Source organism: Aquabacterium sp., from assembly GCF_050725395.1.
Classification (GTDB): Bacteria; Pseudomonadota; Gammaproteobacteria; order Burkholderiales; family Burkholderiaceae_C; genus Aquabacterium.
Genome location: NZ_JBOHHL010000024.1, coordinates 22,825 through 49,383, shown reverse-complemented (window position 1 = coordinate 49,383; position 26,559 = coordinate 22,825). Strand labels below are relative to the sequence as shown.

29 protein-coding genes are annotated in these 26,559 nt (G+C 63.1%); 14 read left to right on the top strand and 15 right to left on the bottom strand.

The annotated features are described in order from the left end of the window. The first annotated feature begins 125 nt into the window (after positions 1-125). Positions 126-1,760: an ATP-binding protein gene (locus ACREB4_RS14770; protein ID WP_431588991.1), complete on the top strand. Its 1,635-nt coding sequence runs from the start codon at positions 126-128 to the stop codon at positions 1,758-1,760. A 45-nt stretch (positions 1,761-1,805) separates the two neighbouring features. Here ACREB4_RS14770 and ACREB4_RS14765 read toward each other — a convergent pair whose 3' ends face one another. Then, complete coding sequence (locus tag ACREB4_RS14765; RefSeq protein WP_431588990.1) at positions 1,806-2,306, bottom strand: FxDxF family PEP-CTERM protein; 501 nt, start codon at positions 2,304-2,306, stop codon at positions 1,806-1,808. A gap of 172 nt (positions 2,307-2,478) precedes the next feature. Here ACREB4_RS14765 and ACREB4_RS14760 point away from each other — a divergent pair, with 172 nt between their 5' ends. The 3 genes from ACREB4_RS14760 to ACREB4_RS14750 all read left to right on the top strand — a co-directional run bounded on the left by ACREB4_RS14760 (position 2,479) and on the right by ACREB4_RS14750 (position 5,096). Beyond that, a complete protein-coding gene (locus ACREB4_RS14760) occupies positions 2,479-2,664 on the top strand; it encodes a CsbD family protein (protein ID WP_431588989.1) in 186 nt (61 codons plus the stop codon). 323 nt (positions 2,665-2,987) lie between these two features. After that, positions 2,988-3,491, top strand: a complete 504-nt coding sequence (locus tag ACREB4_RS14755; protein ID WP_431588988.1) for a pyridoxamine 5'-phosphate oxidase family protein — start codon at positions 2,988-2,990, stop codon at positions 3,489-3,491. Between the two features lie 198 nt (positions 3,492-3,689). Continuing rightward, positions 3,690-5,096 carry a sigma-54-dependent transcriptional regulator gene (locus tag ACREB4_RS14750; RefSeq protein ID WP_431588987.1) on the top strand — a complete coding sequence of 469 codons (1,407 nt, stop codon included), beginning with the start codon at positions 3,690-3,692 and terminating at the stop codon, positions 5,094-5,096. 50 nt (positions 5,097-5,146) lie between these two features. Here ACREB4_RS14750 and ACREB4_RS14745 read toward each other — a convergent pair whose 3' ends face one another. From ACREB4_RS14745 to ACREB4_RS14735, 3 genes are read right to left on the bottom strand one after another with little or no spacing between them, the layout of a single operon-like run. After that, complete coding sequence (locus ACREB4_RS14745; protein ID WP_431588986.1) at positions 5,147-5,362, bottom strand: hypothetical protein; 216 nt, start codon at positions 5,360-5,362, stop codon at positions 5,147-5,149. Between the two features lie 21 nt (positions 5,363-5,383). Beyond that, on the bottom strand, positions 5,384-5,842 hold the full coding sequence (locus ACREB4_RS14740; protein ID WP_431588985.1) for a response regulator: 459 nt from the start codon (positions 5,840-5,842) through the stop codon (positions 5,384-5,386). Positions 5,843-5,886: 44 nt separating this feature from the next. Continuing rightward, the gene (locus ACREB4_RS14735) at positions 5,887-6,237 is read right to left on the bottom strand and encodes a hypothetical protein (RefSeq protein ID WP_431588984.1); all 351 of its coding nucleotides are present in this window, start codon (positions 6,235-6,237) and stop codon (positions 5,887-5,889) included. Here ACREB4_RS14735 and ACREB4_RS14730 point away from each other — a divergent pair. Beyond that, positions 6,206-7,237, top strand: coding sequence for a lyase family protein (locus ACREB4_RS14730; RefSeq protein ID WP_431588983.1), 1,032 nt, complete (start codon positions 6,206-6,208; stop codon positions 7,235-7,237). The two genes, ACREB4_RS14735 and ACREB4_RS14730, sit on opposite strands and share 32 nt — an antisense overlap. A gap of 218 nt (positions 7,238-7,455) precedes the next feature. Here ACREB4_RS14730 and ACREB4_RS14725 read toward each other — a convergent pair whose 3' ends face one another. Next, positions 7,456-8,112: a DJ-1/PfpI family protein gene (locus ACREB4_RS14725; RefSeq protein WP_431588982.1), complete on the bottom strand. Its 657-nt coding sequence runs from the start codon at positions 8,110-8,112 to the stop codon at positions 7,456-7,458. Between the two features lie 273 nt (positions 8,113-8,385). Here ACREB4_RS14725 and ACREB4_RS14720 point away from each other — a divergent pair, with 273 nt between their 5' ends. From ACREB4_RS14720 to ACREB4_RS14700, 5 genes are all read left to right on the top strand, one after another. Beyond that, positions 8,386-10,359, top strand: a complete 1,974-nt coding sequence (locus ACREB4_RS14720; protein WP_431588981.1) for an AsmA family protein — start codon at positions 8,386-8,388, stop codon at positions 10,357-10,359. Positions 10,360-10,388: 29 nt separating this feature from the next. Next, complete coding sequence (locus ACREB4_RS14715; RefSeq protein WP_431588980.1) at positions 10,389-11,264, top strand: DUF6279 family lipoprotein; 876 nt, start codon at positions 10,389-10,391, stop codon at positions 11,262-11,264. Beyond that, positions 11,261-11,683 carry a DUF2177 family protein gene (locus ACREB4_RS14710; RefSeq protein WP_431588979.1) on the top strand — a complete coding sequence of 141 codons (423 nt, stop codon included), beginning with the start codon at positions 11,261-11,263 and terminating at the stop codon, positions 11,681-11,683. Before ACREB4_RS14715 ends, ACREB4_RS14710 begins: the two co-directional genes overlap by 4 nt. Before the next feature lie 84 nt (positions 11,684-11,767). Beyond that, entirely contained in the window at positions 11,768-13,120 is a 1,353-nt protein-coding gene (locus ACREB4_RS14705) for a PQQ-dependent sugar dehydrogenase (protein WP_431588978.1), read from the top strand. A gap of 43 nt (positions 13,121-13,163) precedes the next feature. Then, a complete protein-coding gene (locus tag ACREB4_RS14700) occupies positions 13,164-14,276 on the top strand; it encodes a catalase family protein (protein ID WP_431588977.1) in 1,113 nt (370 codons plus the stop codon). 11 nt (positions 14,277-14,287) lie between these two features. Here ACREB4_RS14700 and ACREB4_RS14695 read toward each other — a convergent pair whose 3' ends face one another. Further along, positions 14,288-15,745: an RNA polymerase factor sigma-54 gene (locus ACREB4_RS14695; RefSeq protein ID WP_431588976.1), complete on the bottom strand. Its 1,458-nt coding sequence runs from the start codon at positions 15,743-15,745 to the stop codon at positions 14,288-14,290. Here ACREB4_RS14695 and ACREB4_RS14690 point away from each other — a divergent pair. Next, positions 15,744-15,935 carry a hypothetical protein gene (locus ACREB4_RS14690; protein ID WP_431588975.1) on the top strand — a complete coding sequence of 64 codons (192 nt, stop codon included), beginning with the start codon at positions 15,744-15,746 and terminating at the stop codon, positions 15,933-15,935. The two genes, ACREB4_RS14695 and ACREB4_RS14690, sit on opposite strands and share 2 nt — an antisense overlap. Positions 15,936-16,202: 267 nt before the next feature. Here ACREB4_RS14690 and ACREB4_RS14685 read toward each other — a convergent pair whose 3' ends face one another. Both ACREB4_RS14685 and ACREB4_RS14680 read right to left on the bottom strand, forming a co-directional pair. Further along, positions 16,203-17,117, bottom strand: a complete 915-nt coding sequence (locus ACREB4_RS14685) for a YihY/virulence factor BrkB family protein (RefSeq protein ID WP_431588974.1) — start codon at positions 17,115-17,117, stop codon at positions 16,203-16,205. 2 nt (positions 17,118-17,119) lie between these two features. Further along, positions 17,120-17,794 carry a porin family protein gene (locus ACREB4_RS14680; protein WP_431588973.1) on the bottom strand — a complete coding sequence of 225 codons (675 nt, stop codon included), beginning with the start codon at positions 17,792-17,794 and terminating at the stop codon, positions 17,120-17,122. 216 nt (positions 17,795-18,010) lie between these two features. On the opposite strand from ACREB4_RS14680, the gene ACREB4_RS14675 reads away from it, so the two are divergent. The 3 genes from ACREB4_RS14675 to ACREB4_RS14665 are packed head-to-tail and all read left to right on the top strand — an operon-like array spanning position 18,011 to position 20,305. After that, entirely contained in the window at positions 18,011-18,469 is a 459-nt protein-coding gene (locus tag ACREB4_RS14675; protein ID WP_431588972.1) for a PA2169 family four-helix-bundle protein, read from the top strand. Between the two features lie 38 nt (positions 18,470-18,507). Further along, positions 18,508-19,257, top strand: coding sequence for a DUF4142 domain-containing protein (locus ACREB4_RS14670; RefSeq protein WP_431588971.1), 750 nt, complete (start codon positions 18,508-18,510; stop codon positions 19,255-19,257). A gap of 4 nt (positions 19,258-19,261) precedes the next feature. Then, positions 19,262-20,305, top strand: a complete 1,044-nt coding sequence (locus ACREB4_RS14665) for a DNA topoisomerase IB (RefSeq protein ID WP_431588970.1) — start codon at positions 19,262-19,264, stop codon at positions 20,303-20,305. Here ACREB4_RS14665 and kefC read toward each other — a convergent pair. The 7 genes from kefC to ACREB4_RS14630 all read right to left on the bottom strand — a co-directional run bounded on the left by kefC (position 20,281) and on the right by ACREB4_RS14630 (position 26,550). Then, the gene (gene kefC / locus ACREB4_RS14660) at positions 20,281-22,098 is read right to left on the bottom strand and encodes a glutathione-regulated potassium-efflux system protein KefC (RefSeq protein ID WP_431588969.1); all 1,818 of its coding nucleotides are present in this window, start codon (positions 22,096-22,098) and stop codon (positions 20,281-20,283) included. The genes ACREB4_RS14665 and kefC overlap by 25 nt on opposite strands. 2 nt (positions 22,099-22,100) lie before the next feature. After that, entirely contained in the window at positions 22,101-22,715 is a 615-nt protein-coding gene (locus ACREB4_RS14655) for an NAD(P)H-dependent oxidoreductase (RefSeq protein WP_431588968.1), read from the bottom strand. Between the two features lie 65 nt (positions 22,716-22,780). Further along, a complete protein-coding gene (locus ACREB4_RS14650; RefSeq protein WP_431588967.1) occupies positions 22,781-23,353 on the bottom strand; it encodes a ferritin-like domain-containing protein in 573 nt (190 codons plus the stop codon). A 126-nt stretch (positions 23,354-23,479) separates the two neighbouring features. After that, positions 23,480-23,986, bottom strand: a complete 507-nt coding sequence (locus ACREB4_RS14645) for a YgjP-like metallopeptidase domain-containing protein (protein ID WP_431588966.1) — start codon at positions 23,984-23,986, stop codon at positions 23,480-23,482. After that, complete coding sequence (sbcB, locus tag ACREB4_RS14640) at positions 23,983-25,407, bottom strand: exodeoxyribonuclease I (RefSeq protein WP_431588965.1); 1,425 nt, start codon at positions 25,405-25,407, stop codon at positions 23,983-23,985. Before sbcB ends, ACREB4_RS14645 begins: the two co-directional genes overlap by 4 nt. A 2-nt stretch (positions 25,408-25,409) precedes the next feature. Beyond that, positions 25,410-25,832, bottom strand: coding sequence for a UPF0158 family protein (locus ACREB4_RS14635; protein WP_431588964.1), 423 nt, complete (start codon positions 25,830-25,832; stop codon positions 25,410-25,412). A gap of 19 nt (positions 25,833-25,851) precedes the next feature. Then, positions 25,852-26,550: an RluA family pseudouridine synthase gene (locus tag ACREB4_RS14630; RefSeq protein WP_431588963.1), complete on the bottom strand. Its 699-nt coding sequence runs from the start codon at positions 26,548-26,550 to the stop codon at positions 25,852-25,854. Between the last annotated feature and the right edge of the window lie 9 nt (positions 26,551-26,559).

Genomic DNA, 26,559 nt, shown 5'->3' with positions numbered 1-26,559 from the left:
TGTGCATGTCATTTGAAGAACCACGAAAAAAGCAGTTTTTCAAACCCAGGGACCGGCAAGATTTTCTGGATCAGGTAAGCGCTACCGCCTTCACCCACCGAGGAGCACTGCATGAGCAGTCCGTCATGACCAAGCACGAGGTTTCATCTTCAAGCGCACAAGCGATCGAGCTCGTGATGCGGGACACGCCATTTCAACGTTTCACCGAAAGCAGCGACGATGTGTTCTGGCTGGCAGATCTGGGCACCCAGCAGTTGCTGTACGTCAACTCCCGCTTTGAACATTTCTGGGGGATTGGCAGTGACGCCCTGTTGAAGGACGCGTCGCTGTGGGGGCAAGCGGTCATTGACGCCGACGCCCACTTGCTTCCCGACCCCTTCTTCGCCGACACAGCCGCCACCGAAAACACGGTTCGCGAGTACCGAATCCTGGACACCCAAGGCCAATGCCATTGGATTCGCGACCGTCGCTTTTATGTGCGCGATGCCCATGACAAGGCCCTTCGCGTGGGCGGCATCGCCGAAGACATCACCGAACGCAAGCAAGTCGAGCTGGAGCGTGAACAGGTGCTGCAGCGTGAGCAACTGGCACGCAAGGATGCCGAAGCGCTCGCGTCGTCGAAAGACGAGTTCCTGGCGGTGGTCACCCACGAACTGCGGTCGCCGCTCAACGCCATGCGCGGTTGGGCCCATGTCCTGCGCCGGGCCGGGTCGCTCAATGCGCTTCAGGAAAAGGCCCTGGACGCGATCGACCGCAACACCCAGGCGCAAGCCCGCCTGGTGGACGACCTCCTCGACAGCCAGCGCATGCTGTGTGGGACCCTCGAACTCCAATGGGGTCTCGCCAAGCTGCCCACCCTGGTGGAAGATGCCGTGGCGGCCATGCACGACCGCGCCGCCGCCAAGCGCATCACCCTGGAGGTCAGCCACGACGAGCGCATTGACACCGTTTCGGCCGACGTGAACCGCTTACAGCAGGCCGTGAGCAATCTGCTGTCCAACGCCATCAAGTTCTCACCCGAAGACGGCGTCGTGCAGGTGCGGACCTTGCGCCGGCAGAACGCCTTGGCCATCGAAGTGAAGGACAGTGGCATTGGCCTGGCCCCTGCGCAGATGCCCTTCCTGTTCAACCGATTCCAGCAAGCCGACAGCTCCAGCACGCGTCGGCAAAACGGCTTGGGCCTGGGTTTGTCTTTGGCCCAGCAGGTGATCGAACTTCATGGCGGCAGCATCCAGGCCAGCAGTGAAGGCGTCGGACTGGGCGCCACCTTCACGATCGAACTGCCCGACAAAACCATGCCGGTGGGCGATGCCGAGGCACAAACCGCCTTGCCATTGAGCGCATTGGCCGGCAAGCGCGTGGTGGTGGTCGAAGACGACCCGGACGGACGCGAGATCCTGGAACTGTTGCTGCGGGACGCCCAAGTCGAACTGCGCAGCTTCGACCGCGCGGCTGGGGCCTATGAACACCTGGCCCAAGCCACTCCCGAAGAACGACCCGATGCGCTGATCTCGGACATCGCCATGCCGGATGAGGACGGCTACGCCTTCATCCACCGCGTGCGCGAAATGGAAGCCCAACAGCACCGTCCACGCCTGGTGGCGCTGGCCTTGACGGCCTTCTCACGCAAGGAAGATCGGCAAAGGGCCCTGGCTGCCGGATTCGACGAACACGTGGGCAAACCGATTGATTCGCAACTGGTGCTGCAGGCGCTTGAGCAGGCCTTGGACAAAGGTGCTCAACGACTCGTCCAGGCGTAAAAAAAGGCGCTCCGAAGAGCGCCTTTCTTGACCGTTGACCCTTGGTCAGGAGGAACGAACGCGACGACGCGCAACGACGCCAGCCGCCGCCAGGCCAGCCAAGCTCAATGCCAGGGAGCCAGGTTCGGGGACGGCACCGGCCGCTGAGCTGATCGAGTAAAAGCCGCCGAACGAACCGGTGGCATCGCCTTCGACCTTGTAGTAGTAGATACCAGGCAAGGTGATGTTGAAGGTGTGGAAGGTGCTGCCAGTGGTGCCGTCGAAGGCGTAGCTGCCTTGCAAGGCATCTTCGACGCCGGTTTCACGGTAAAGCTTGACCAGGCCGTTTTCGATGTTCAGCAGGTCAGGCGAACCCAGCAAGACCGCCGAGCTCACCAAGCTGGCGCCAGGACCGATCGAGAATGTGTAGGTATCGTTGATTTCGCCTGGATCTGCCAGGTTGGTGCCGATTTCCAGGACGCCATGCGTGCCCCAGTTCGTGCTGGCGGCTTGCGCATTGAATGCCAGCAAGCTGGCAAAAGCAACGGTCAAAAGTTTCAGGCCCATTGTGTATTCCCCCAAGAAAAAAATTCCAGACTCCAATCGAGTCTGGCTTTATAGAGCAAAGCGCATGCCCACCTCAAGAGAAGGCAGATTTTTTTGAAGTGGGCCCCCCATTTGCCAGATGGTGGTGAGGCGGGTTCATGGTGAACCTGTCACATCCAACAGGAGTGAGACCATGAACAAAGACCAAGTGTCCGGCAGAACCGACGAAGTCAAGGGCAAGATCAAGGAAGCCGTGGGCAAAGCGGTGGACAACGACCGCCTGAAGACCGAAGGCAAGGCCGACCAGCTGTCTGGCAAGGTCCAGGCAGGCTATGGCGACGCCAAGGAAAAGGTCAAGGACGCCATCGACAAGGCCTAAGACCTCGATGGAGTGGCGGAGCCTCGTCACTCCCTCCACGTCATTTTTACGGCACCGCCTGCGTGCTCCTGCCATGATCCACATCCCATCCCCCCCGCGCTGGCCCACCGCGATGCTGCTGGGCCCCGCGCCCACACCGTCGCCAGTCCCTCCGCACACGCCTTCGCCGCCCCAGGCGCCGCCACCGCCGCCCGCCCCCGATCTGCCGCCGCCGGAAGTGGAGGATCCTCCGCCCGACGAAATCAAGATCCCTGTGCACGAACCCCCGGTGATGCCCACGCCCATGGCGTTTCACCCTCTCTCCCTAAACTCAGGAGCCCACCATGACAACATCGAATTCGCCCGAGCAACACCTCTGGAAACTGATCCACGACATCCGCTTCGGCATGTTGACCACACAATCCGAATCCGGCGATCTGCGCTCACACCCGCTGACCACGCAGAATCGCAAGCAGGATCAAGGGTCTGTGCTGTGGTTTTTCATCTCGGCCAAAAGCGAAACCCTTCGCGATGCCCTGGCCCGGCCACGGGTGAACCTGGCCTACGCGTCACCTGACGACGACCGCTACGTGTCGATCACGGGCAGAGCCCGGCTGGTCAACGATGCCCAGAAAAAGCAGGAACTGTGGTCGACCCTGTCCCAGGCTTGGTTCCCTGGCGGCGTCACCGACCCCGACCTGGCCCTGCTGGCCGTGGACATCACCCAGGCTGAGTACTGGGATGTCAAGAGCAGCAAAATGGTCCAACTGATCAAGATGGCGCAGGCCGCCGTCACGGGCAAGCAACCCACCCATCTGGGTGAGCATGCGCACGTTCACCCGGGTTGACGAACCTGCGTTACGGCAACTGCTTTTCTCTTTTTGTCACAATCGGCGCACCTGGGTTTCCCGGGTGCGCCTTTTCTTGCTTGGGCTTGCCCACATCAACCGCCGCGGACCCAAAAATTAGGCAAGTTTTGGGACACGAAGCGGGTGATCGCTCATAATCTTTTTTGAACCGGTTTTTACACTTGCAAGGATCTTGGAATGCCTCACGCATTGGTGGTGGATGACGAAGCCGATTCGGCTGAGATGATGGCCACGTTGATCGCCATGGAAGGTTTCACCGTGGCGACCGCGGGCTCGCTCCGCGACGCGCGCAAGCAGTTGGCGCTGCAGGAACCCGACATCGTTTTGTTGGACTTGATGCTGCCCGATGGCAGCGGGATGCAGTTGTTCGACGACGGCAAGAACCTGAACAACACGGAAGTGGTCCTCATCACGGGCCACGCCAGCCTGGAAACTTCCATCCAGGCTTTGCGCCTCGGCGCGGTCGACTACCTGGTCAAGCCCGTCAACATGAAGCAGTTGCACGGCATCCTGTCCCGGGTGACCAAGCCTTCGGCCCTGAAGGCCGAAGCCGCCGACCTGCAGACCGGCCTGGAAGAAGAAGGCCACTTCGGCCTGCTGTGGGGCCGCTCGGCGGTCATGCGGCACGTGTACGAGCAGATCCTGCGCGTGTCCGGCACGGCCGTCACGGTGTTCATCACTGGTGAAAGCGGCAGCGGCAAGGAGGTCGTGGCCAGCACGGTCCACGACCTGAGCCGCCGACGTGGCCGCCCTTTCCTGGGCGTCAACTGCGGCGCCATTTCACCGCACCTGATCGAAAGCGAAATCTTCGGCCACGAAAAGGGCAGCTTCACCGGCGCTGATCGCCAACACCAAGGCTTTTTCGAGCGCGCCAGTGGCGGTACCCTGTTCCTGGATGAAATCACCGAGATGCCGCTCGAGTTGCAGGTCAAGCTGCTGCGCGTGCTGGAAACCGGCACCTTCATGCGCGTGGGTTCGACCCAGGTCCAGGAAACCGATGTGCGCATCATCGCGGCCACCAACCGTTCTCCCATGCAGGCCGTCAAGGAAGGCAAGCTGCGCGAAGACCTGCTGTACCGCCTGAACGTGTTCCCCATCCACCTGCCCGCTCTGCGCGAACGGGCGGAAGACGTGCCCTTGATCGCGACCCACTTCCTGGAAGAGATCTCGCGCCGCGAAGGTCAGGTCAAGACCTTCGACCCTGAAGCCCTGAAACGCCTGTCCGAGTATGGCTGGCCTGGCAATGTGCGCGAGTTGCGCAACATCGTGCACCGCGCCTACGTGATGGCGCGTGGCAGCGTGATCGTCGACGAATGCCTGCCGACCACGGACGCCCCCCTGCCAGTGTTGACGGGTGCGCCCGTGCTGTCGATCCGTGTTGGCACCACGCTGGCCGAGATCGAACGGCAGGTGACCCTGGCCACGCTGGAGTACCTGGGCCGTCACAAGGAAAAGACCGCCGCCACACTCGGCGTCAGCTTGAAGACCTTGTACAACCGCTTGAAAGAGTACTCGACCGTGCCAGTCAGCCTGGACGGCGAGCAGGCTTCGGATTCATCCGCCTGGGGTGATCTGGGCCATTGAGGCCTGCGCCACGGCCCCATCAGGTGATTTTGATGGGGCCTTGGCGTCACTCAACGCTGGGCGTGCGAAAGACGCTCCAATGTCGCAGGACGCCTGCGGTAAGACTGGCCGATCTCGTCATCGATTTCGGCAAAAGCTTCTTGGACCTGGAGTTCGGCCTTCCGCGATGCATACCAACCCTTGCGCGACCTGGACGCGTCCCGCGTGGCCTTGGTGGATTCGAATTCATCGCGCAATGCACGGCGCTGGTCAAAGGTTGCCTTCATCGTGAACTCCATTGAGAGAAATCAGCGGGCGAACGCGGACGCGACGCCTGCCATGGGTTTCGCTTTCATGCCCCAGGGCATCTCGGCGAAAAAAGCCGAGGACTGCCCCAGCAGCAATTGATCAAGCCTTTTGAGGATCGAAGGGATGTCCAGTGGCTTTTGCCACACTTCCAGGAAGGTCGTTTCATTCAAGCTCTGAATGTCGGCCGCCGTCACCGCGATGGCGGGAACCGACGACAGGCCCGGTTGCCCACGAAGGCGTTCCAGCAACTGCGTGCCGTGGCAGTCAGGCAGGTTCAGGTCCAACAGCAACAAGGCCGGTGGCCTTTTGAGCGCAGCCTGATAACCCTCTTCACCCGTGGTGGCCACGGTCAGTTCCAGGGAAGGCATTTGGGCGAACAAGGCCTGCATCAACTGCACGTTGACCGGGTGGTCTTCCACGTACAGAACCTGGGGACGGGGATGGTGGGAAACAGACACGTCGAGCCCTCGGCGAGGTTGAGTTCCCACGGTCTCAGCAATCACTATGCCACCCTCATCAACCCCGTTTCTGGCGCTTTTTCCAGGGAACTTGCCGGAGCAGGTGGGAAATTTTGCAGAAAGGCATACAGCTCAAAGCGGCCCGTCCTGAACGAATGCATCCAGATGTAACGAATGTAGCCGCGGGCCTCTTGTTTGCCAATCACTTCCAGCGCGGGGCATTCGAGCTCCGCCGATGGAGACCCCGCCATGCCTTTCAGTTCAGAAAAACTCGACAACCTACCCGCCGATTTCGCCGAGCAGCGCTTGTGGAGTTCCAGGGGCACCGATCGACTGGATGAACGCCGGATTTCCAATGAGCGCATGCCTTCGGAATTGATCGCGACGATGGCCATGGTCAAGCGCGCCTGCGCCAAGGCCAATCGCGAATTGGACAGGCTGCACCCCGACCTCGCCCAGGCCATCGATCTGGCCACGGCCAAGGTGATCGCTGGTCAACGCGATCAGGATTTTTCCATGTCTGTCTGGCAGACGGCGTCCACTGGCCCCACCCATTCGAACATGAATGAAATGCTGGCCCGCCTGGCCACCGAAAGCCTGGGCCAGCACGCTGGCGCGGAAAGCCGCGTGCAGGCCGATGAACATGTGAACCTCGGGCAATCCAGCGCGCAGGTGTTCACCACCGCCTTGCACGTGGCCATCAGCGTCGGCGTTGCGCACAACCTCCTGCCGGCACTGGCCGGTCTGCGAGCCGAACTCGCGGCCAAGACCGAACTGGGCCTTCATGGAGACCCCATGTCGGCATCCAAGGCGCGCGAAATTGAAGACCACATCGCCCAATTGGCACGGGCTTGCGAAGCGATCGAGCGGACCTTGCCTTCGGTTCACCAGTTGCCCATGCAAGAGCACATGTCCCCGCAGTTTGGCGAACAGGTGGCCAGCGCTCTGGCCGAAGCACTGAACCTGCCCTTCGTCAGTGCGCCCAGCGACGTCACACCTCTCGGCTCGCTTGACACCTTGCTCGGTTTGCACGGTGCTTTGAAGTCCGCTGCCTTGGCGTTGATGACCATCTCGGCCGAGATGCGCCAACAAGCCTCCTTGACCAAATCACCGACCACGCAGTGCGATGCACTCACCATGGTCTGCTGCCAGGTCATGGGCAACGACGTGTCCTTGACCATCGGCGCGGCCACTGGCCAGTTTGAAGGCCGCACCTTCAAACCGCTGATCGCCCACAACCTCCTGCAAAGCATTCGGCTCTTGACGGATGCCACAGCGGTGTTCACCGAGTACTTCGTCCGGGGCATGGCCATGAATCTCCACCGCGAACCCATCGCTCATGGCATGGCCAGTTCACTGATGCTGGTCACGTCGTCACGTGCACCGCAGCTTTGAGCGCGGTCACATCCCTTGCCATGTCAAACCAACAGGAGACCAACGATGAATCACAAACTCTACCAACTGGCATTGGCCGCACTCTTCACCGGGACGGTCTGGTCATTGCGACGCCAAGCCGAACAGAGGCGCCAGAGGGCCGTGCCCCCATCGCACCCCAGGCCTGAAGCAGTTCAGACCTGGGAGCACGAAGGCGGCGCATTGCCGCAAACCGGCAGTCAGATGGGACCCAACCCCGTGCTGCCTTGATGGCTGGACGATGGCATGAGAGGCGCCATGGCGGCCTCGGCCGGCTCGTGGCGCCGCCAATGCCGATCCTTGATGATGGCCGCGACAAATTCTTCGGCCACCCGCTCCAATGCCTGCGCATCGTGGTCGGTCACGATGCCAGGACTGGTGCCCTCGCCAACCCGATCAGGCAATGCCACGCCAAGCTCCTCCAACAAGGCGACAGCCTGACCCGTGGCGGCCAAAGACTTGCCATGCTCGTAAGCCTGTTGCATGAAGGTCAGGGCATCCGGGTCTTGGCGCAGCGTCTCCACGCTGCCATGCCCACCGGGAATGTAGACCGCATCGAACATCACCGATGGCATGTCCAGCCAATGGTGATCCACATCGACCTGTCCACCCGACACACCTCGCAAGGGACCCGAGCGGTTGGAGACCACATCGACATGGGCACCATTGGCCTCTAGAACGCGCCGGACCTCGTTGAGTTGGCACTCATCAAGACCATCACCCGCCAGCACCGCGACACGGCGGGTGGAAAGCGAAGAAGCATCGATCCCGGAGGCGAGTTGGTCCGCTTGAAGCATGCCCAAGGCCATGATCGATTCATCGACCGGGATGCCGAAGAGTTGAGGTGGGTTCTTCATCGCATGTCACCTTGCTCAATTGAACAACAGGTACAGGATGACCAGAACGATCGTCGGGACGCCCAGCAACCAACCCAGAAAGTACTTGCCCATTTTGATTCTCCAAAATTGTGTGAGATGGACAAGCTGAGCAAAGCACGTGCCCTCTGCCTCCACCTGGGCATACCGATTGCCGAATCGGGTCATGATGACCAAAAAGACTCAGGCATGAAGACCGGCGAAACTTCAGAACGTCGGCGTGCAAGGTGGCCAACCATCTTGCTTGGTTTGCTGGTGGCATTTGTCGCGATCGTGGCAGTGTGCGAGTACCGGGGCTGGCCCTTCCTGAGAGGTCCACTGGAACGCACCCTTGGTGAACGCCTGCAAAGGCGCATCATCGTGGGCGACCAGTTCGCCTTGCACCTGCTGGGCTCCATCCGGCTGCGCACCAATGCCTTGAGCATCGGTTCGCCAGGGGGCGAACCTGATTTGCTCAATGCCGTGAATCCACGGCTCGAGATCCCTTATGTGACGGTGCTCAAGGCCATGGGCATGGGCTCATCAAGCTCACCCCTGCGCGTCACCACATTGGAGGTCGACAACATCGACGCCAGGTTGAAACGGAATGCGGAGGGGCAGGCCAACTGGCAATTTGCACCACCAGCGGCAAAGAAGACCGATGAAGCCCATGCGCCCCTCCCCGAGTTCGGCCGGCTGCTCGTGAAATCGGGGCGGGTGCAGATGCAGGACGCCTTGATGAAGCTGGACCTCGATGCCCAGGTGAGCACGGCCGAAGGCGATCAATCGCAGAAGGACGCGGCAGGGCTGCTGATCAAAGGGAACGGCCACTACATGAAGCGCCCCTTCGACTTGAACATCAAGTCGAGCGGCGCCCTGCCCTTGGTGGCCTCGCCAGAAACCGCACCGCCCGTGCCCATCAGCGTGGAAGCCAGGGCGGGCCAATCCCGCCTGAGTTTCAAAGGGCAAGGCGTGGATGTGCTGACCTTGTCGGATCTGGATGGCCAATTGACGGTGTCCGGCCCGTCCATGGCCGCCGTGGGCGATGCCGTGGGCGTGACCTTGCCCACCACCAGCCTGTTCACCTTGAAAGGCCAACTGGGCAAGAAGGGTGAGGTGTGGTCATTGCGGCAATCCAATCTCCACGTGGGCACCAGCCAGCTGGGCGGCTCGTTCACCTTCGACCGACGCCCCAAGGTACCCGTGCTCACCGGCGAACTCACTGGCTCGCGCTTTGTGCTGAGCGATCTGGCACCCGCCTTTGGTGCCCAGGCGCCCGGGGCGGACAACCCAGCGCCGCCCAGTGGCCGCGTGGTGCCGCAACGCACCTTCGACATCCCCTCGCTGCACGCGATGAATGCGGATGTGAAGGTGCGCCTGAGTCGGGTTGAGCTGGGCTCCTTGTTCGCCCGGCCGCTGGAGCCACTGGATGGCCAGCTGAGCCTGAAAAGCGGTGTGCTGACCATCTCCGATCTGCTGGCCAGCACCGCCGATGGCCAGGTCAGCGGCCGCGTCAGCCTCGATGGCAACCCCAAGGTTCCAGCCTGGGATGCCGACGTGCGCTGGAAAGGCATCCGCCTGGAGCAATGGCTGAGTCCGCGCAACGAGTTCGCAAGCAAGGATGAAAAAGACAAGGCCAAGCAGAACAGCTACGTGACGGGGCAGTTGGGTGGGCATGCCAAGTTGCATGGCCAGGGCAATTCCGCCGCGCAGATGCTGAGCACCATGGATGGCGACGCTCAGGCCTGGGTGCAGGATGGGACCGTCTCGCACCTGGTGGTCGAGGCCATTGGCCTGGACGTGGCGCAGGCCTTGGGCGTGGTGGTGGTAGGAGACAACCTCATGCCCATGCACTGCGCCGTGGTCCGGTTGAACGCGCAGCAAGGTGCCTTGAGACCCGAGGTTGGCGTGGTCGACACCGAAGACTCGACCATCCTGGTCTCGGGCTCGCTGTCGCTCGTGGACGAAAGCCTGGCCTTGGTGATGAGCGCAAAACCCAAGGACGTCAGCCCTCTCACGCTGCGGTCCCCCTTGAAGGTGGAAGGCACGTTCGCCAACCCCAAGTTCCGGCTGGAAGCCAAGCCTTTGGGCACCAAGATCATTTCCGCCATCGCCTTGGGTTTCATCAATCCCCTGGCCAGCATCATCCCCTTGATCGACCTGGGCGACAAAACCGATGGCGGCTGCCAGCAGGCTTTGGCGCAGCTCCAGGGTGATCGGCCCAAAACGGGTAAAGTGGCCCGACCGTGAACCCATTCAAACAGGGAGACTTGCCGCACATGAACCGAGCCCACCGATCGCTGAACGCCACGATCCTGATGATGCTCGTGCTGGCATTGACGGCCTGCAGTGTTGTGCGGGTGGCGTATAACCAGGCCAACCATTTGGTTTACTGGCAATTGAACAAGGCTTTTGATTTCAACGACGATCAATCCGCGAAAGTGAAAGTGGCCATCCGGCAATGGTTTGAATGGCACCGGCAGACTGAACTGCCCATCTACACCCAGTTCCTGACCCGCGCCCAAAAGGAAGCACTCGCCCCGGTGTCGGCCACCCTGGCCTGCGAGCGGCGCCAGGAACTTGAAGGCTGGGGCCGCAAAGCCCTGGACCAGGCCGTGCCCGCCATGGCCGAGTTGGTCATGTCCCTCAGCCCGGAACAAGTCAAGCACCTCGAGGCCTACCAGGCCGAGACCAACGAGGACTTCCGGGATGACTACCTGCAGGACGACCCCAAGGACCGACAGGACGCCGCGGCCAAGTTCGTGCTGAAGGTGGCCGAATTGTTCTATGGCCGCCTCGACAAGGCCCAGCGCGACCACGTCAAACACGAGATCGCCGCCCAGCCCCTGAATGCCAAGCACGTGTACGACGAACGCCTGGTGTACCAGCGCGACTTCTTGCAGTTGATCCGGCGCCTGCAGGCGCAAAAGGCCACTCCGTCTCAAGCGCAACAGGCCCTGCGCGAATTGTTCCAGCAGTTTTTTGATCCGCCCAAAGAACCCTTGCGCAGCCAGCGCCAGCAGTGGATCGCCACGGGTTGCAAGTTCACGTCCAGCCTCCACCAGCAAACCACGCCAGAGCAGAAGGAGAAGGCCGCCCAACGACTGCGCGATTGGGAAACCGACCTCCGCATCCTGGCCAAGCAAACCCCATGAACATCATGAAGTACGTGCAGATTTATGGCGGCATCGCCGCGGTGATGATGGTCCTCGACCTGATCTGGCTGAGTGTCATTGCCAAGTCCTGGTACCAGCAAGGCATCGGGCACCTGATGGGCGCCCAACCCAACATGGCCATTGGCGCCTTGTTCTACCTGCTGTTCCCTTTGGGATTGACGATCTTCGCCGTGCTGCCCACCGCCGATGAGCAAGGTTGGATGAAAGCGGCCCTGATGGGCGCGCTGTTCGGCTTCTTTGCCTATGCCACCTACGACCTCACCAACCTGGCCACCTTGAAAGGCTGGCCTGTCGGGCTGTCCATCCTGGACGTGCTGTGGGGCAGCCTGGCCAGCGGCCTGGCGGCGGGGGCAGGCAAGGCCGTGCATTTGCACTTTGGGCACGTCGGACATGTCTGACACGCTCATAGGCGCCTGCTGATGGCGCCTGGAGCCGTTCGGGATGACAGTGGAAGCCATCTGAATCCGTCAAAAGGTCTTTCCATGTCCAAATTTCGCACGGCCTCCACTTGGGCTGTCACCGCGCTGCTGGCCGCCGCGAGCACCGTGGCCATGGGGGAGTCCAAGGTCCCCGTGTCGGCGGGCACCGGCCTCACGCCCCAATTGCCCAAGCCAGACAAATCCCTGATCCCCACGGTGAACATCGCCACCGCCAAAGGCTGGCCCGCGGGCGGAAAACCTTCAACCGCGGCCGGTACCAGCGTCGCGCGCTTCGCGGAAAAGCTCGACCACCCACGCTGGCTCTACGTGCTGCCCAATGGCGATGTGCTGGTGGCCGAAACAAACGCCCCGCCCAAGCCGGAAGACAACAAAGGCATCAAGGGCTGGGCCATGAAAAAGATCATGGGCAAGGCTGGGGCTGGCGTGCCCAGCGCCAACCGGATCACCTTGCTGCGCGACGCCAATGCCGATGGGGTGGCCGAAACCAGAACCGTCTTCCTGCAGGGGCTCAATTCGCCTTTTGGCATGGCCTTGGTGGGCAATGACTTCTACGTGGCGAACACCGATGCAGTCTGGAAGTACCCCTACACCCCTGGGCAAAGCCAGATCACCAGCGCCGGCACCAAGGTGGTCGACCTGCCTGGCGGCCCCCTCAATCACCACTGGACCAAGAACCTGATCGCCAGCAAGGATGGCAGCAAGCTCTACGTCACCGTGGGTTCCAACAGCAATGTGGCCGAGAACGGCATGGACGCCGAGAAGGAGCGCGCCGCCATCTGGGAAGTTGACGTGAAGACCGGCAGCCACCGCATCTTCGCCTCGGGGCTGCGCAACCCGAACGGCCTGGGTTGGGAGCCCGACAGCGGCGCTTTGTGGACGGCCGTCAATGAACGCGATGAATTGGGCAACGACCTCGTGCCCGACTACATGACCTCGGTGCGCGACGGCGGTTTCTATGGCTGGCCCTACAGTTACTACGGGCAGCATGTGGACGACCGCGTCAAGCCGCAGAACAAGGAACTGGTGGCCAAGGCCATCCCGCCCGACTACGCATTGGGGCCGCACACCGCCTCGCTCGGCCTGACCTTCGCGCAAGGCACCACGTTGCCGGTGCAATTCTCCAACGGGGCTTTCATTGGCCAGCATGGCTCATGGAACCGTGAGCCCCGCAGTGGGTACAAGGTGATCTTCGTGCCGTTCAGCAAGGGCAAGCCCACCGGCGAACAGCCCAGGGATGTGCTCACCGACTTCCTGAACAAGGACGGCGAGGCGCAGGGCCGTCCCGTGGGGGTGGCGATCGACAAGCAAGGCGCCTTGCTGGTGGCCGATGACGTCGGCAACATCATCTGGCGCGTGACGGCCCTGCCGGCCGCGCCACCCGTCAAGAGTCCCTGAACCCTCGGCGCCCACCCATCGTTTTCTTCAGGAGGTCGCCACCATGTTCAACCCTGCTTTGGTCTCACCCACTCCGGTTCGCTACGAAGCACGGTTCGAAACCCCTGAAGACGATGAAGCCGACACCACGGCCAGCCTCGTCGACACCCTGCGCAGCATCTCCCAGAAAACGCTGGCCGACGGTGGCCAGCCTTTGCGCAGTGTCCACGCCAAGGGACATGGCCTCTTGCGCGGCGAACTGCGGGTGCTGACGGGCTTGCCCCCCGCACTGGCGCAGGGGCTGTTCACCACGCCCATGGCCTTCCCCATCGTGATGCGCCTGTCGACCATTCCTGGCGACCTGCTGGACGACAGCGTGTCGACCCCGCGGGGCATGGCCATCAAGGTCGTCGGCGTCGAAGGGGCACGCTTGCCGGGATCCGAAGGCGATGTGACGCAGGATTTCGTGCTGGTCAACGGCCCCACGTTCGCGACCGCCACGGCCAAAAGCTTTCTGAGCAGCCTGAAACTGCTGGCCAGCACCACCGACAAGGCCCCCGGACTCAAGAAAATGTTTTCGGCCATGGCGCGTGGCGCCGAGAAGGTCATCGAAAAAGTGGGGGCGGAAAGCACCACCTTGAAAAGCATGGGCGGGCATCCAGAGACCCACATCCTGGGCGAGACCTTCTACACACAGGTGCCCATGCTGCACGGCCCTTACATGGCGAAGCTCTCGATCGTGCCGATTTCTCCCGGCATGCTGCTGCTGAAGAACGCTCAGCTTGACCTGCGCGACAAACCCAACGGCCTGCGTGATGCGGTGGTGGACTTTTTTGGCAGCCACAGCGCGGAATGGGAAGTGCGCATTCAACTTTGCACGGACATCAACACCATGCCCATCGAGGACGCTTCGGCGGTGTGGTCGGAAGACCTCAGCCCCTACCTGCCCGTGGCCCGCATCACCGTGCCGCCGCAGCACGCCTGGAGCGAGGCCCGGGCCGCCGTGATCGACAGCCGCTACTCATTCAGCCCTTGGCATGGCCTGGCCGCACACCGCCCCTTGGGATCGATCATGCGCGTGCGCAAGGCCGCCTATGAGATGTCTGGCAGGTTCAGGGCCAGCCACAGCGGCCAGCAACTCCAGGAACCGAAGTCCCTGGACGACCTGCCCGACTGATCAAGCCATCATCAGGCAGCGTGCTTGCGCCGGCGGTCCACCGGCGGCACCTTCAGCAGTTGACGGTACTTGGTGACCGTGCGACGCGCCACCTGCAAGCCCTGCCTGGCCAGTTGCCGAGCGATCTCGGCATCGGACAAGGGGTTCACCAGGTTCTCGGCGTCGATCATGTCCTTGATGACCCCGCGGATGGCGGTGGCCGAGCATTCACCACCACTGGCCGTGGGCATGGCGCGCGAGAAAAAGTACTTCAACTCGAACACACCCACGGGCGTGGCCATGAACTTGTTGTTGGTCACGCGGCAAACGGTGGATTCGTGCAGGCCCACTTCCTCGGCGATCTCGCGCAAGCCGAGCGGCTTCATCGCCAAGGGGCCAAATTCCAGGAAGTGGTGCTGCCGCTTCAGGATGGCCTGCGACACCGTCAGGATGGTCGAAAAGCGCTGCTCGACATTGCGAACCGTCCAGCGCGCTTCCTGCAGATTCGCGGCCAGTTCAGCGTGGTTGGAATCGCGGTGTTTCTGGAACAGCTCGGCGTACATCTGGTTGATGCGCACCCGCGGCACCACCGCCGGATTCAGAGAGGCGACCCACTCGCCACGGATCTGCTTGACGATCACATCGGGGGTCACAAACTGGGTTTCCGAGGCCGCGCCGAAACGCCAACCCGGACGCGGGTCCAGGTGGCGAATGCGCTCGCAAGCGGCGTCGATGTCTGCGGGCTTGCAACTCAAGGTCTTGGCCAGGCCGGCCACGTCGCGCTGAGCCAGGCGGCTCAGGTAATGCGTGACGATGATGCGGGCCAAGTCGCGGATCTGCTCGTCTTCGATGGATGGCACCTGCAGCAACAGGCACTCGGACACACTGCGGGCCCCCACGCCCATCGGGTCGAGGGTTTGAACCTGCGCCAGGGCCGCTTCCATCTCCGCCTCGGTCACCGTGGGCGACAACTCCGCCAAGGCGGCCAACTCCATGAGCGGCGTGCGCAGGTAGCCGTCGTCGTCCAGGGACTCGATGATGGTCGTCACCAGCACGCGTTCGCGGTCGCTCAAAGGCCACGCGTTCATCTGGCCGCGCAGGTAAGCGCGCAGGCCTGGATCGTCGGCCACCATGTCGATCATGCTCGTGTCGGAATCACCGCCCGAGCCGTTGCGGGTGCCGGTGGCGGACTGCCAGCTGTCGCGCTCCCAGGAGGGTTCGGCATCGCTCATGGCCGAGGGGGTTTCGGCGTCCAGGGCCTCAGACGCGGCGGCGGCCACGGGCTCCGCCACGGGCGGGGTGTCGGGGATCTCGGCCGCATCGGCACCGGCCGAATCCTCGGGCTCCAGGAAGGGATTTTTGCCCATCGCGTCACGCACTTCCTGCGCGAAATCCAGCGATGACAATTGCAAAAGGCGCACCGCCTGCTGCAAGCGGGGTGTCAGAGTTTGATGCTGCCGGTGTTCCTGGCGAATGGCCGGTGAGTTCATGGGCGTCTCTCTGAAAAAGTCATGGGAAGTGACTCTCTTTGCAACACCCGTGCCGGGATTTTTCAAGCCACTTTTCTGCCTGCTTTCCCAGGAGAAAAGCGCCAAAACCATGCGCGTGCCGGCGTGCAATTTTCAAGAGCTCGGCGCGATTTACCGCAACAACTGCCGATGGGCAAGATTTTTGCTCTAACGCTTGGGCTTGGCTTGGCCGCCTGCCGGTTGATCCGACCTGAGCGTGCGGTGATAGACCTCGTCTGTCACTGGTGAACGGTCCGTGTCCACCAAGCCCCGTTCAATGTCGGCCTGCGCCTGCTTCATCTCAGGCCGGGGCTCTTCCACGTGTTGGCTGTCCGCCGATTCATCGTGTTCGTGCGGCAAACGCGGCGACGGTTTGCCCTTGACGCGAGGAAGGGTATCGCCTTGGGGGGGCGTTTTTGGGGGAGAGGTTTTCATGCTTTCAAACGGGCAATCCCCGTGCCGCCACGGCGGCGGGCGAATATTCTTCGTCCACCACGGCGCCCAGGGCCCCGCCCAGCAACAAAATTTGCGCGGAGTAGTACACCCACAGCATGACCACGACGAAGGAGCCTGCGGCCCCATAGCTGGACGCCACACTGGCGTGCACCAGGTACAAGCCGATCAAATGCTTGCCCACCGAGAACATCACCGCGCTGCTCACCGCCCCCACCCACACCGCCAGCCGGCTGGGCCTGTGCTCTGGCAGCCAGCGCAACAAGGCGGCGAACGCCATCACCAGCACGCTGGTGGACACCAGCACGTCCACCAGGCCCATCAGTTCGGACAGGGTCGGATAACGAACCGCAAGGTAGGACCCCAGGGCCGCCAACACGGCACTGAGCAGCAAGGAAACAATCGCCAGGAAGCCAAAACCCAGCACCAGTGCGAAACCGATCAAGCGGGCCCGCACAAAGGTCGACAGCGCGGACGACGGACCCGGCACCACATGGGCAATGGCATTGAGCGCGCGCCGCAGTTCCGCGAACACGCCCGTCGCACCCACCAACAAGGTGACCACGCCCAGCAGGCTGGCCCACAAGCCATTGGGATGACGCCAGGCCGATTCGATCATGGCTTCGATGCTTTTGGCAGCGGCCTGCCCCACCAGGCCTTCGATCTCGCCAACGATCTGGCCACGCGCGGCGTCCTCGCCAAACACCGCGCCCGCGATCGCGATGGCCACCACCAACAAGGGTGCCACCGCGAACATCGTGTAGAAGGCGATCGCCGCACCCAACTGGGGGCCTCGGTCTTCGGACCAGCGGCTCACGGCCTTGAACAAGATCTGCAAGGGTTGCCGCAACACGCGCGGCAGCAGGCCCCAGAATCGATCAGGCCAAGCCACCGTGTCCATCGTCAGTATCGGTAGCGCAGGCTCAGCGTGGCGGTGTCGACGCTGTCGCGGCCCGTGACGAACTTGAAGTCGTGCCGGTTCAAGTCGGTCGCGGCGGACCAGCGATCGGAAATGTCCCAGTTCAGGCCCACACCGTAGGACAAGCCGAAGCCGTGGGCCTTGCCTGCGATGTCCATCCGGGTCCACGCATAGTTGGTCCCCAGCCTGCCGGACAAAGTCAGGCGTGATGCCAGCGGCAATTCACCCAGCAGGTTCAAATTCACGCCCCTGACGCGGATGGCATTGCCCTGGTGGGCCAAGTTGCTCATGCGCATGTAGGCCAATTCGAAACCGAGGCGCTTGCTGAAGTCGCCACCGGCGTGCAAGGTGATGGCGCGACCATTTCTGCGGCAAACCATGCCTTCAATGCAAGGCATGTTGAAACGCGCTTTGCCAATCGACAAACCCACGTGGTGCTTGTTGACACGGGGTTTCCATGAATCAACCACGCTGTCGTCGGCGGATTGCTCGATGACATTGCCCGAAGCCGTGCCCGCCACGTTGCTCACGAAGGGACCATCGCTCACGGGCGGAACGTTGTCGACGTCGGCCGCGTGGCTGATCTGTGAACAAACGCACAACGTGGCCAGCAACCATGCTTTCGCTTTCGGTTTGCCAGATCGTTGAAGGGTGTTCATCCGTCGCTCCTTGCCAGTGGTTGCGCGACGCGCAGGTGGATCACGAACTGTCATGAGCAACCGGCGTGCCGCTTGGCGAGCCTTCTTTGCGATATGCAGGCGGCACGCTGCTTGCCTGCCCATGGTAGGTCTCGACCGCCCTGCCTGATCGCGGGAAATGCGGCCGATTCTGGCTTCACACCGGCGTTGAAAACGCCTCAAACCAAAGGACCCATCATGACGACCAACAATGACATCATCGAGACATTGAACGACTTGATCGAAACCTCCAAGGACGGCGAGTACGGCTTCAATGCTTGCGCCAAGCACGTCAGCACCAGTGAGCTGAAGAGCCTGTTCATCCAGCGTGCCATCGAATGCCAGCGCGCGGCCGCTGAACTGCAGCCATTTGTGCTTCAGTACGGTGGCAAACCCGAACACGACGGCAGCGTGGCGGGCAAGTTGCACCGTGGCTGGGTGGCCGTGCGTGGCTCGTTGACGGGCTACAGCGACGCCGCCGTGCTGGAAGAGTGCGAACGTGGCGAAGACGCCGCCCTGGCCCGCTACCGCAAGGCCCTGAAAGAAGAGGCCTTGCCCCCCGCCTTGCGGGCCGTCATCGAGCGGCAGTTCGCCGGCGTTCAGCGCAACCATGACCAGGTCAAGCGCCTGCGCGACCAGCACAAGGCCACCCTGTAGACCCTTCTGCAGGCTTTACCAGCAACTGAGGAGAAGCCATGAACACCAAAAAGCACATCATGGGATTGGTCGGGATCGCGGTATCGGCCACCTTCGCGCTGAGCGCTTGTGACCGGCGTGACGACGTGTCGCAGACCGCGACGGCGAATTCCACGGACACGCCTTTGCAGGACAGCTCGATGGTGGCCGCCAACGACTCGGCGGCCTCGGCATCACGCAGCAGCAACCCGACCGGAGACAGCAGCTTGCTGCGCGATCCGAACGAGACCATGGGCCAATCGCCCACGGGCGCTGGCATGCCCACCACCCCATCGCCCACGGCGGCCAGCACCGCGTTGAACTCGGCCGAGAAGAAGTTCCTGACCGATGCCGCGAGTGGTGGCCAGTATGAGTTGGCCTTGGCGCAGTTGGCCACGGCGCAGGCCTCGGACTCGTCGGTGAAATCCTATGCCGCGATGCTGGTGAGCGACCACACCATGGCCAATCAGAAGTTGCAGTTGCTGGCACAACGGCGCAATGTGGTGCTGCCCACCACATTGCCGCCTGAGAAGCAGCAGGTCATCGACCGCCTGACCAAACTCACTGGTCCGGAGTTCGATCGCCAGTTCGTCCAGACGGTGGGGCTGCATGACCACAAGACGGACATCGGGCTGTTCGAGAAGGCAAGCCGCGAAGCCAAGGACACCGAGGTCCGCGAGTTCGCGTCGGCCACCTTGCCCACCTTGCGAGCCCACCTCAGTGCAGCGCAGAACCTGCCATCCAGCGTGAAGGGCAGCGGCGGGACTTGAGCCCATGGACAAGTCTCCCGAGTGCGTGCCTTCGGGTCTGGTCTACGTCAGCTGCGACATGCCCGGCATTCGCCGGGTGCGCCGTGGACGCCATTTCGGCTACCGTCACCCCGACGGCCGCTGGTTGAAAGACCAGCAGGCGCTGGACCGCATCCGGCGCCTGGCCATTCCGCCCGCTTACGTTGATGTCTGGATTTGCCCCTTGCCCGAGGGCCACCTCCAGGCCACAGGCCGGGATGCGCGCGGCCGCAAGCAGTACCGGTACCACCCCGAGTGGCGCGTGGCGCGGGACACCGACAAGTTCGAACGCATGGCCGAGTTTGGCGCCGCCTTGCCCCGCATCCGCGAGCAGGTGGCGCGGGACCTGGCCTTGCGCGTGGGCGACAAGCCGCGCAGGGCCTCGGTGCTTGCGGCCGTGGTGCGGCTGCTGGACACCACCCTGATCCGCGTGGGCAACGAGGAATACGCACGCACCAACGGTTCATTTGGCCTGACCACCCTGCGCAATCAACACGTGGTGGTGCAGGGCCACACCTTGAAACTGCGATTCAAAGGCAAGAGCGGCGTGCCCCACCAGGTCAAGCTGCAAGACCCCCGTGTCAGCCGCATCGTGCAACGCTGCCAGTCCATGCCTGGCCAAACCTTGTTCCAGTACGAAGACGAGCAGGGCGTGCTGCACGCCATTGGTTCGGGTGACGTCAACGCCTACCTGCGCGAAGCTTGTGGCGCCGACTTCACGGCCAAGGACTTCCGCACCTGGCATGCCACCGCACATGCCCTTGACCTCATGTGCCAGCCAGGCGGTGACAACACCTGCGGCCGCCTCACGCCGAACCAGATCCTGAAGGAGGTGGCGAGCCGCCTGCGCAACACTGTGGCGGTGTGCCGCAAGTCCTATGTGCACCCAGGCGTGCTGGCCGCCGATGACGAGTCGATCAACGCCTTGACCGCCAAGGGCAAAAGGCAGCGGCGCGCGGCGCCCGGCCTCAGCTCATCCGAGCAACGCCTGATGCGCTTCCTGAGTCAAGGCTCGTCGCCCCAGCCTTGAGGCCGTTTGCCCTGCGGCGCCTCGCGCTCCTGGGCGAACAGTTCCTCCAGTTGCTGGCGGCCTTGCTTGGCCATCGCCACCAGGGCTTTCTGATCCTGGTGATGAGGCCAGAACTGTTCGAGCTGCTTCACGGAATGCTGGCGAAACCGCATGGCCATCTGCCGGGCATGGTGCGGGTGCCAGCCCATCAGTTCCAGCACACTGCGGCCGCTCATCAAGGCGGCATCCAGGGTTTCACGCTCGATCAGCGTGACGCCTCGGTCTCGCAAGGCGTACCAATGCTGGACATTGCGCGCCCGCGCCACGATGGCCAGTTGCGGAAAATGCGCCTTGGCCAGGTCCACCAATTTCAGGCTTTGCTCGACATCGTCGATGGCCACCACCAGCACCTTGGCCGACTCCGCGCCCGCCATGCGCAGCAGGTCGAGGCGCGTGGCATCGCCATAGTGGACCCGGAAGCCGAAACGCCGAAGCGCCTCGACCTGTTCGGCATCGTGGTCCAGCACCGTGGCCTTCAGGCCATTGGCATACATGAGGCGGCCGACCACTTGGCCATAGCGACCGAAACCGGCAATGATGACGGGCACTTCCTGCCGCTGGGTCAGCGAGGCCTCGGGTGAAGGCGCGGCCGATCGGGCAAAGCGCGGCAGCAACCATCGGTCGATGGCCACCAGCAAGATCGGCGTGACCACCATGGACAGAGCCACGGTGCCGATCAGCCATGACGAGACTTCGGGCGAGAACACCTGTGCACCCGCCGCCTGCTGGAACACCACGAAGGCGAACTCGCCGCCCTGGGCCAACAGCAGCGTGAACACCGGGCGTTCGCTCACCGGCACCTTGACCAGTTTGGCCAAACCCCACAGCACCACGCCTTTGACCGACAGGAATCCAAACAGGATCGCCACCACCAGCCCCATGTGCTGGGACAAGGCGCCAAAGTCGATGGACATGCCCACGGCCATGAAGAACAAGCCCAGCAAGAGGCCCTTGAAAGGCTCCACATCGGTTTCGAGCTCGCGCTTGTACTCGCTTTCAGCCAACAGCACGCCGCCCAGGAAAGCCCCCAGTGCCATCGACAGGCCCACCGCCTGCATCAAAGTCGCGATGCCCACGACCAACGCCAGCGAAGCGGCCGTGAAGATCTCTTGCGATTGGCTGCGTGCGATCCAGCGCAAGGCATGGCGCAACAAGAGGCGCCCCACCACCACGATGCCCACGATGACCGCCAGGGCCCGAAAGGCCTCCAGCCAAGGATTGCCCGCCGCCTCGGCCTTGGCCCCCAGCAAGGGGATCAAGGCCAGGATGGGAATGGCCGCCACATCCTGGAACAAGAGGATGGCGAAGCCCGCCTGCCCGCCGGATGTCGGCAGCATGTTGCGTTCGTTCATCACCTGCAGGGCCACGGCCGTGGAAGACAGCGCCAGGCCCAGCCCAGCCACCAGGGCGACCTGCCAGGTCACGCCAAAGGCCATGGCCCCCGCGGCCACGGCCAAGGCGCAACCCAGCAGCTGCAAACTGCCCCACCCGAAGATGGGCCGGCGCAAGGCCCAGAGGCGCGGCGGCTCCAGTTCGAGCCCGATGAGGAAAAGCATCAGCACCACGCCGAATTCGGCGAAGTGCAAGATGGACTCGGTGTCGGACACCACCTGCAGGCCAAAAGGCCCGATCGCGATGCCCGCCACCAGGTAGCCGATGATGGACCCCAGGCCCAGCTTCTTGGCCAGAGGCACCGCGATGACCGCGGCGGACAGGTAGACCAGGGTGCTGAGCAGCCAGTTGCCGTGTTCCATGCTCAGGCCCCTTCGCTCGGACGCTCATCGAGCGGCACTTCGCACATCGGGCAGGCCTCCAACTCGTCCATCTCAGGCCACATCGGGTAGGTGCCGAGGCGGTCGCGGAAAACCGCCACGTGCGCTTCGAAAGCCTCGCGCGACACGGCGTGCGCACCATGCAAGACCAGCGGCGGTAAAAAGCGCAGGCCGCACAAGGTGGCCGTTTGTTCGTAGGGCGGCAAGAAGGCGTCGAAAAAATAACGGTTGTAGCCTTGCGGGCTGTAGGCCTCTTCGGTGCCACCGGTGGTGGCCACCAGCCACAGGTCCTTGCCACGCAAGGCCTGGCCGCCGTGGCCGTAAGCCCAGCCCAGCGTCAGCACTTCGTCCAGCCACAGCTTCATCAGCGGCGGCATGCTGTACCAATGGATGGGGTGCAACCACACGATCAAGTCGGCCTTCGCGGCCAAGGCTTGTTCCGTGGACACGTCGATCACATGGTCGGGGTAAAGCGCATAGAGGTCGCGGACGGTGGCGTTCGCGAAGCTCTGGGCGGCCTGCATCAGCACGCGGTTGACCCGCGAATGGCGCAGATCAGGGTGCGCCGCCAAGACGAGGATGGAAGGGGAAGAAGGCATCAGGGGCACAAAAAACGCACACGGGTGCGCCTTTGTACCCCAGGAAAGCCTCGGCTACGGCGAGATCACTCTTCCAGCCAGTCCTTCAGTTCGTCGGCGTGCTCTTGCTCGTCGCTGAGGATGTCTTCCAGCAGGCGGCGGGTGGTCGCGTCCTTGTCGCCGATCAGGTCGATCATCTGGCTGTAGGTCTCGATGGCCACGCGCTCGGCCACGAGGTTGGCGCGGATCATGGCCGTCAGGTCCAGCGATTCGTCGTATTCGGCGTGGCTGCGCTGGGTCAGGCTGTCGGGCGAGAAGTTGGGCTCCCCGCCGAGTTGCGAGATGCGGGTGGCCAGGCGGTCGGCATGGGCGGCCTCTTCGTTGGCGTGCACCAGGAATTCATCGGCGATCCGGGGGGAAGCCCGACCTTCGGCCGTGAAATGGTGGCGCTTGTAGCGAAGCACGCACACCAGTTCGGTGGCCAGCGCGTCGTTCAGCAACTTGATGATGTCCTCACGCCAGGGGGCATCGTGAGGGGTGACCGCGCCTTTGTCCAACCCCGACTTCGCGGCGTTGATGGCGGATTCATCCAGCACCAGCCGCTTGCCCTTGGCGTCGGCTTGCGTCGGGGCGTCAATGGTGGGGGTGTCAGTGCTCATGGGGATGTCCTCGTGTGCTGGGGTGATTCCAGGACTTCACTTTAAAACCCAGGGCCGCACGCGCTGCATCGGCCTATGGCGCGTGCGTTTGTAGGACATCGCCGCATGGCAGACCGGCGGGCTGCACTAGGGCGAGGAGCCGCTCAGGTCCAGGTGTGTGAGGTAAAGGCGCAAATCGAATTCGAGCTGGTGGTAGCCGGGCTCCATGTGGGTGCACAACTGGTAGAAGGCCTTGTCGTGGTCCTTCTGCTTGAGGTGGGCCAACTCGTGCACCACGATCATGCGCAGGAACTCGGGCGGGGCCTGCTTGAACAGGCTGGCCACTCGGATCTCGCGCTTGGCCTTGAGCTTGCCGCCCTGCACGCGCGAGATCGCGGTGTGCGTGCCCAGCGCATGCTGAATGACCTTGAGCTTGCCGTCGTAGGCCACCTTGCTGATCGGGTCGGAGCTGCGCATGTAGCGCGCCTTCAGATCGAGCACGTAGTCGTACAGGGCCTTGTCAGTGCGGACCTCGTGCGTGTTGCCATACTTGCGCTGGATCACATCGCCCAGTTGCCCCTGCTCGATCACCTTGCGCACCTGCGCCAGCACGTGCTCGGGGTAGCCCAGCAGGTATTTCAGGTCCGAGCTCATGGCGCGATCTGTTCGGCGTAATCGTACAGAGCACCCAGGATGCCCTCGCCACGCTCGTCGGCCGTTTCGCTGAGCACATCGATGCGGTCGAAAAAGGCTTGGAGCGACAGACCGCCGCCGGCGCCATCGTGCAGGCGCTCCATGCGGTGCTGTTGCCAGCGTTCTTGCTCGGAACTGCTCAAGGTCTGCGGGAAATTGCGGGCGCGGTAGCGGAAGAGCAGCTCTTCGAGGCGCTCGTCTTCGAACCCCGTGCGCCGCTCGGCCAGGACCGAAGGGCTCAAGGCCCGCAGGCGGTCCAGCGCGTTGCGGTCGTCCTTGCCCAGGAAGCCACCGTACAGGTCCTCGTCCACATCCGGCGCCTGATCCCTGGCGGGCCGCACGAACACATCGGGCCAGATGCCGGCCATGGACGCACCCTGCCGGGCCGCCACTTCGGCGTGTCGCAAGGCTTGGTCCACGTCCAGCCCCCAACGGGCGATCACCTCGGGCGTCAAGGTCTTGAGGTTGCCGATGACCACCGGCGACTTGTTGATGTGGATGGTCTTGATCGGCAGGCGCTTGGTGCCTTCCGGCAACTCGTCGGCCTTGCTGAACAGGCGCTGGCGGATGGCCTGGGCGTTGAGGCCGAACAACTCGGTGGGGTCCTCGCTCAAGTCCCACACGATCAGTTCGTTCTTGTTCGACGGATGCGGTGCCAGCGGCCACACGATGGCCAGGCCGCCCCGCTCCACACCATAGTGGCCGGAAATGTGAAGAAAGGGGCGCCCCACGCCGATCTCGGCCAGCACGGCGTCCTTCTTGCGCAGCTTCAGGCAGAAGTCGAACAGACGGGGTTGCTTTTGCTGGATCAGGCGGGCCAGCGCGATGGTGGCGCGCACGTCCGACAAGGCATCGTGCGCGGCCTCGTGCGCCAGGCCGTTGGCTTTGGTGAGGTGCTCCAGTTTGAACGATGGGCGGCCATCGTCGTGCTTGGGCCATTCGATGCCTTCGGGGCGCAAGGCCCAGGTGCAGCGCACCACGTCCAGCAAATCCCAACGGCCACATTCGTTCTGCCATTCGCGGGCGTAGGGGTCCATCAGGTTGCGCCAGAACAGGTGGCGCGTCACCTCGTCGTCGAAGCGGATGGTGTTGTAGCCCACGCCGATGGTGCCGGGCCAGGCCAGCTCGCGCTCGATGGCCTGGGCGAACTCGTGCTCGGGCACGCCTTGCGCCAGGCAAGTTTGCGGCAGGATGCCAGTCAGCAGGCACGACTCGGGGTCGGGCAGGTAGTCGGGTGCGGGCTGGCAGTACAGCATGAGTGGCTGCGCGATTTCGTTCAGCTGTGCATCGGTGCGGATGCCGGCAAACTGCGCGGGCCGGTCTCGGCGAGGCACGCGTCCGAAGGTTTCATAGTCATGCCAGAAAAAGGTGCCGTCGCTCATGCTCACCGCCATTGAGGTTCGATGCCGTGGTCCTGGCACCATTGCCGCGCCAGTTCGGTGTACGCCGCCAGCTGGAACGAGAACCAGGTTCCACGCAGGTGCGACAGGTCGGCCAGGGCCTCGGTGAAGGCCTCGAAAGGCTCGTTGTCCTCGAAGGCCGCCGTCAACGACGCACGATCACCCTCGTCGGCCAGCTGCGCGATGAAAGCCTCCATGATGTGCAAGGCCGGTTCGGCCTCGACGGCCTCGATCCAGGCGTAGCGTTGCGGATTCGTCGCCAAGTCGGCAGGCAGGCCCTCAAGCCCTTCGCCCGCGTAGATGACCTCGCCCTGCTCCAGGTCCAGGTAGTGGCTGGGGTCGTCCAGCTCGTAGCGCGTGGACAAGGCCATGATGAGGTCGTCCAGGTCGATGCTCAGGGTCTTCAAGGGATGGGTCCAATCGATGTCAGAAGGGAGTCGGGCTGGTGACGTGCACCCATTCACCGGTTCTCGGGTGCGGCAATTTCAATTCAGCGGCGTGGAGCAGCAGGCGGCCAGCCTGGGCCCGCACTTCGGCGCTGGCGTACAAGGGATCGCCCAGGATGGCATGCCCGATGGACATCATGTGCACCCGCAATTGGTGCGAACGGCCCGTGACGGGCTCCAGCGCCACCCGCGTGTGGCTTTGCAAGGCATCGCGCGCCAACACCTGCCAGCGCGTGAAGGCCGGCTTGCCACCCACCTCGTCGACCTTCTGCCGGGGCCGGTTCGGCCAGTCGGTGATCAAGGGCAGCGCCACCTCGCCTTGGTCCGCGCTCATCAGGCCGTCCACCTGCGCCACGTAGCGCTTGTGCACCTGCCGGGCCTGGAACAGCTCGCTCAGTTCGCGGTGCGCGAGTGGCCCCAGGGCCAGCACGAGCAGGCCCGAGGTTTGCATGTCCAGCCGGTGCACGGTCAAGGCCTGTGGAAATTCAAGCATCACCCTCGACACCATGCTGTCATGAAACCGCTCACCCCGCCCCGGCACGCTCAGCAAGCCGCTGGGCTTGTTGACGATCAGGAAAGAGTCGTCGGCATGGACGATGTCCAGCCCCCTGTGCGGCGGGGGTGCGTAGTCGACCAGTTGATGCAAGGCCGGCGCCGCTTCTCGCGGTTCACTCATCATGAACGCAAC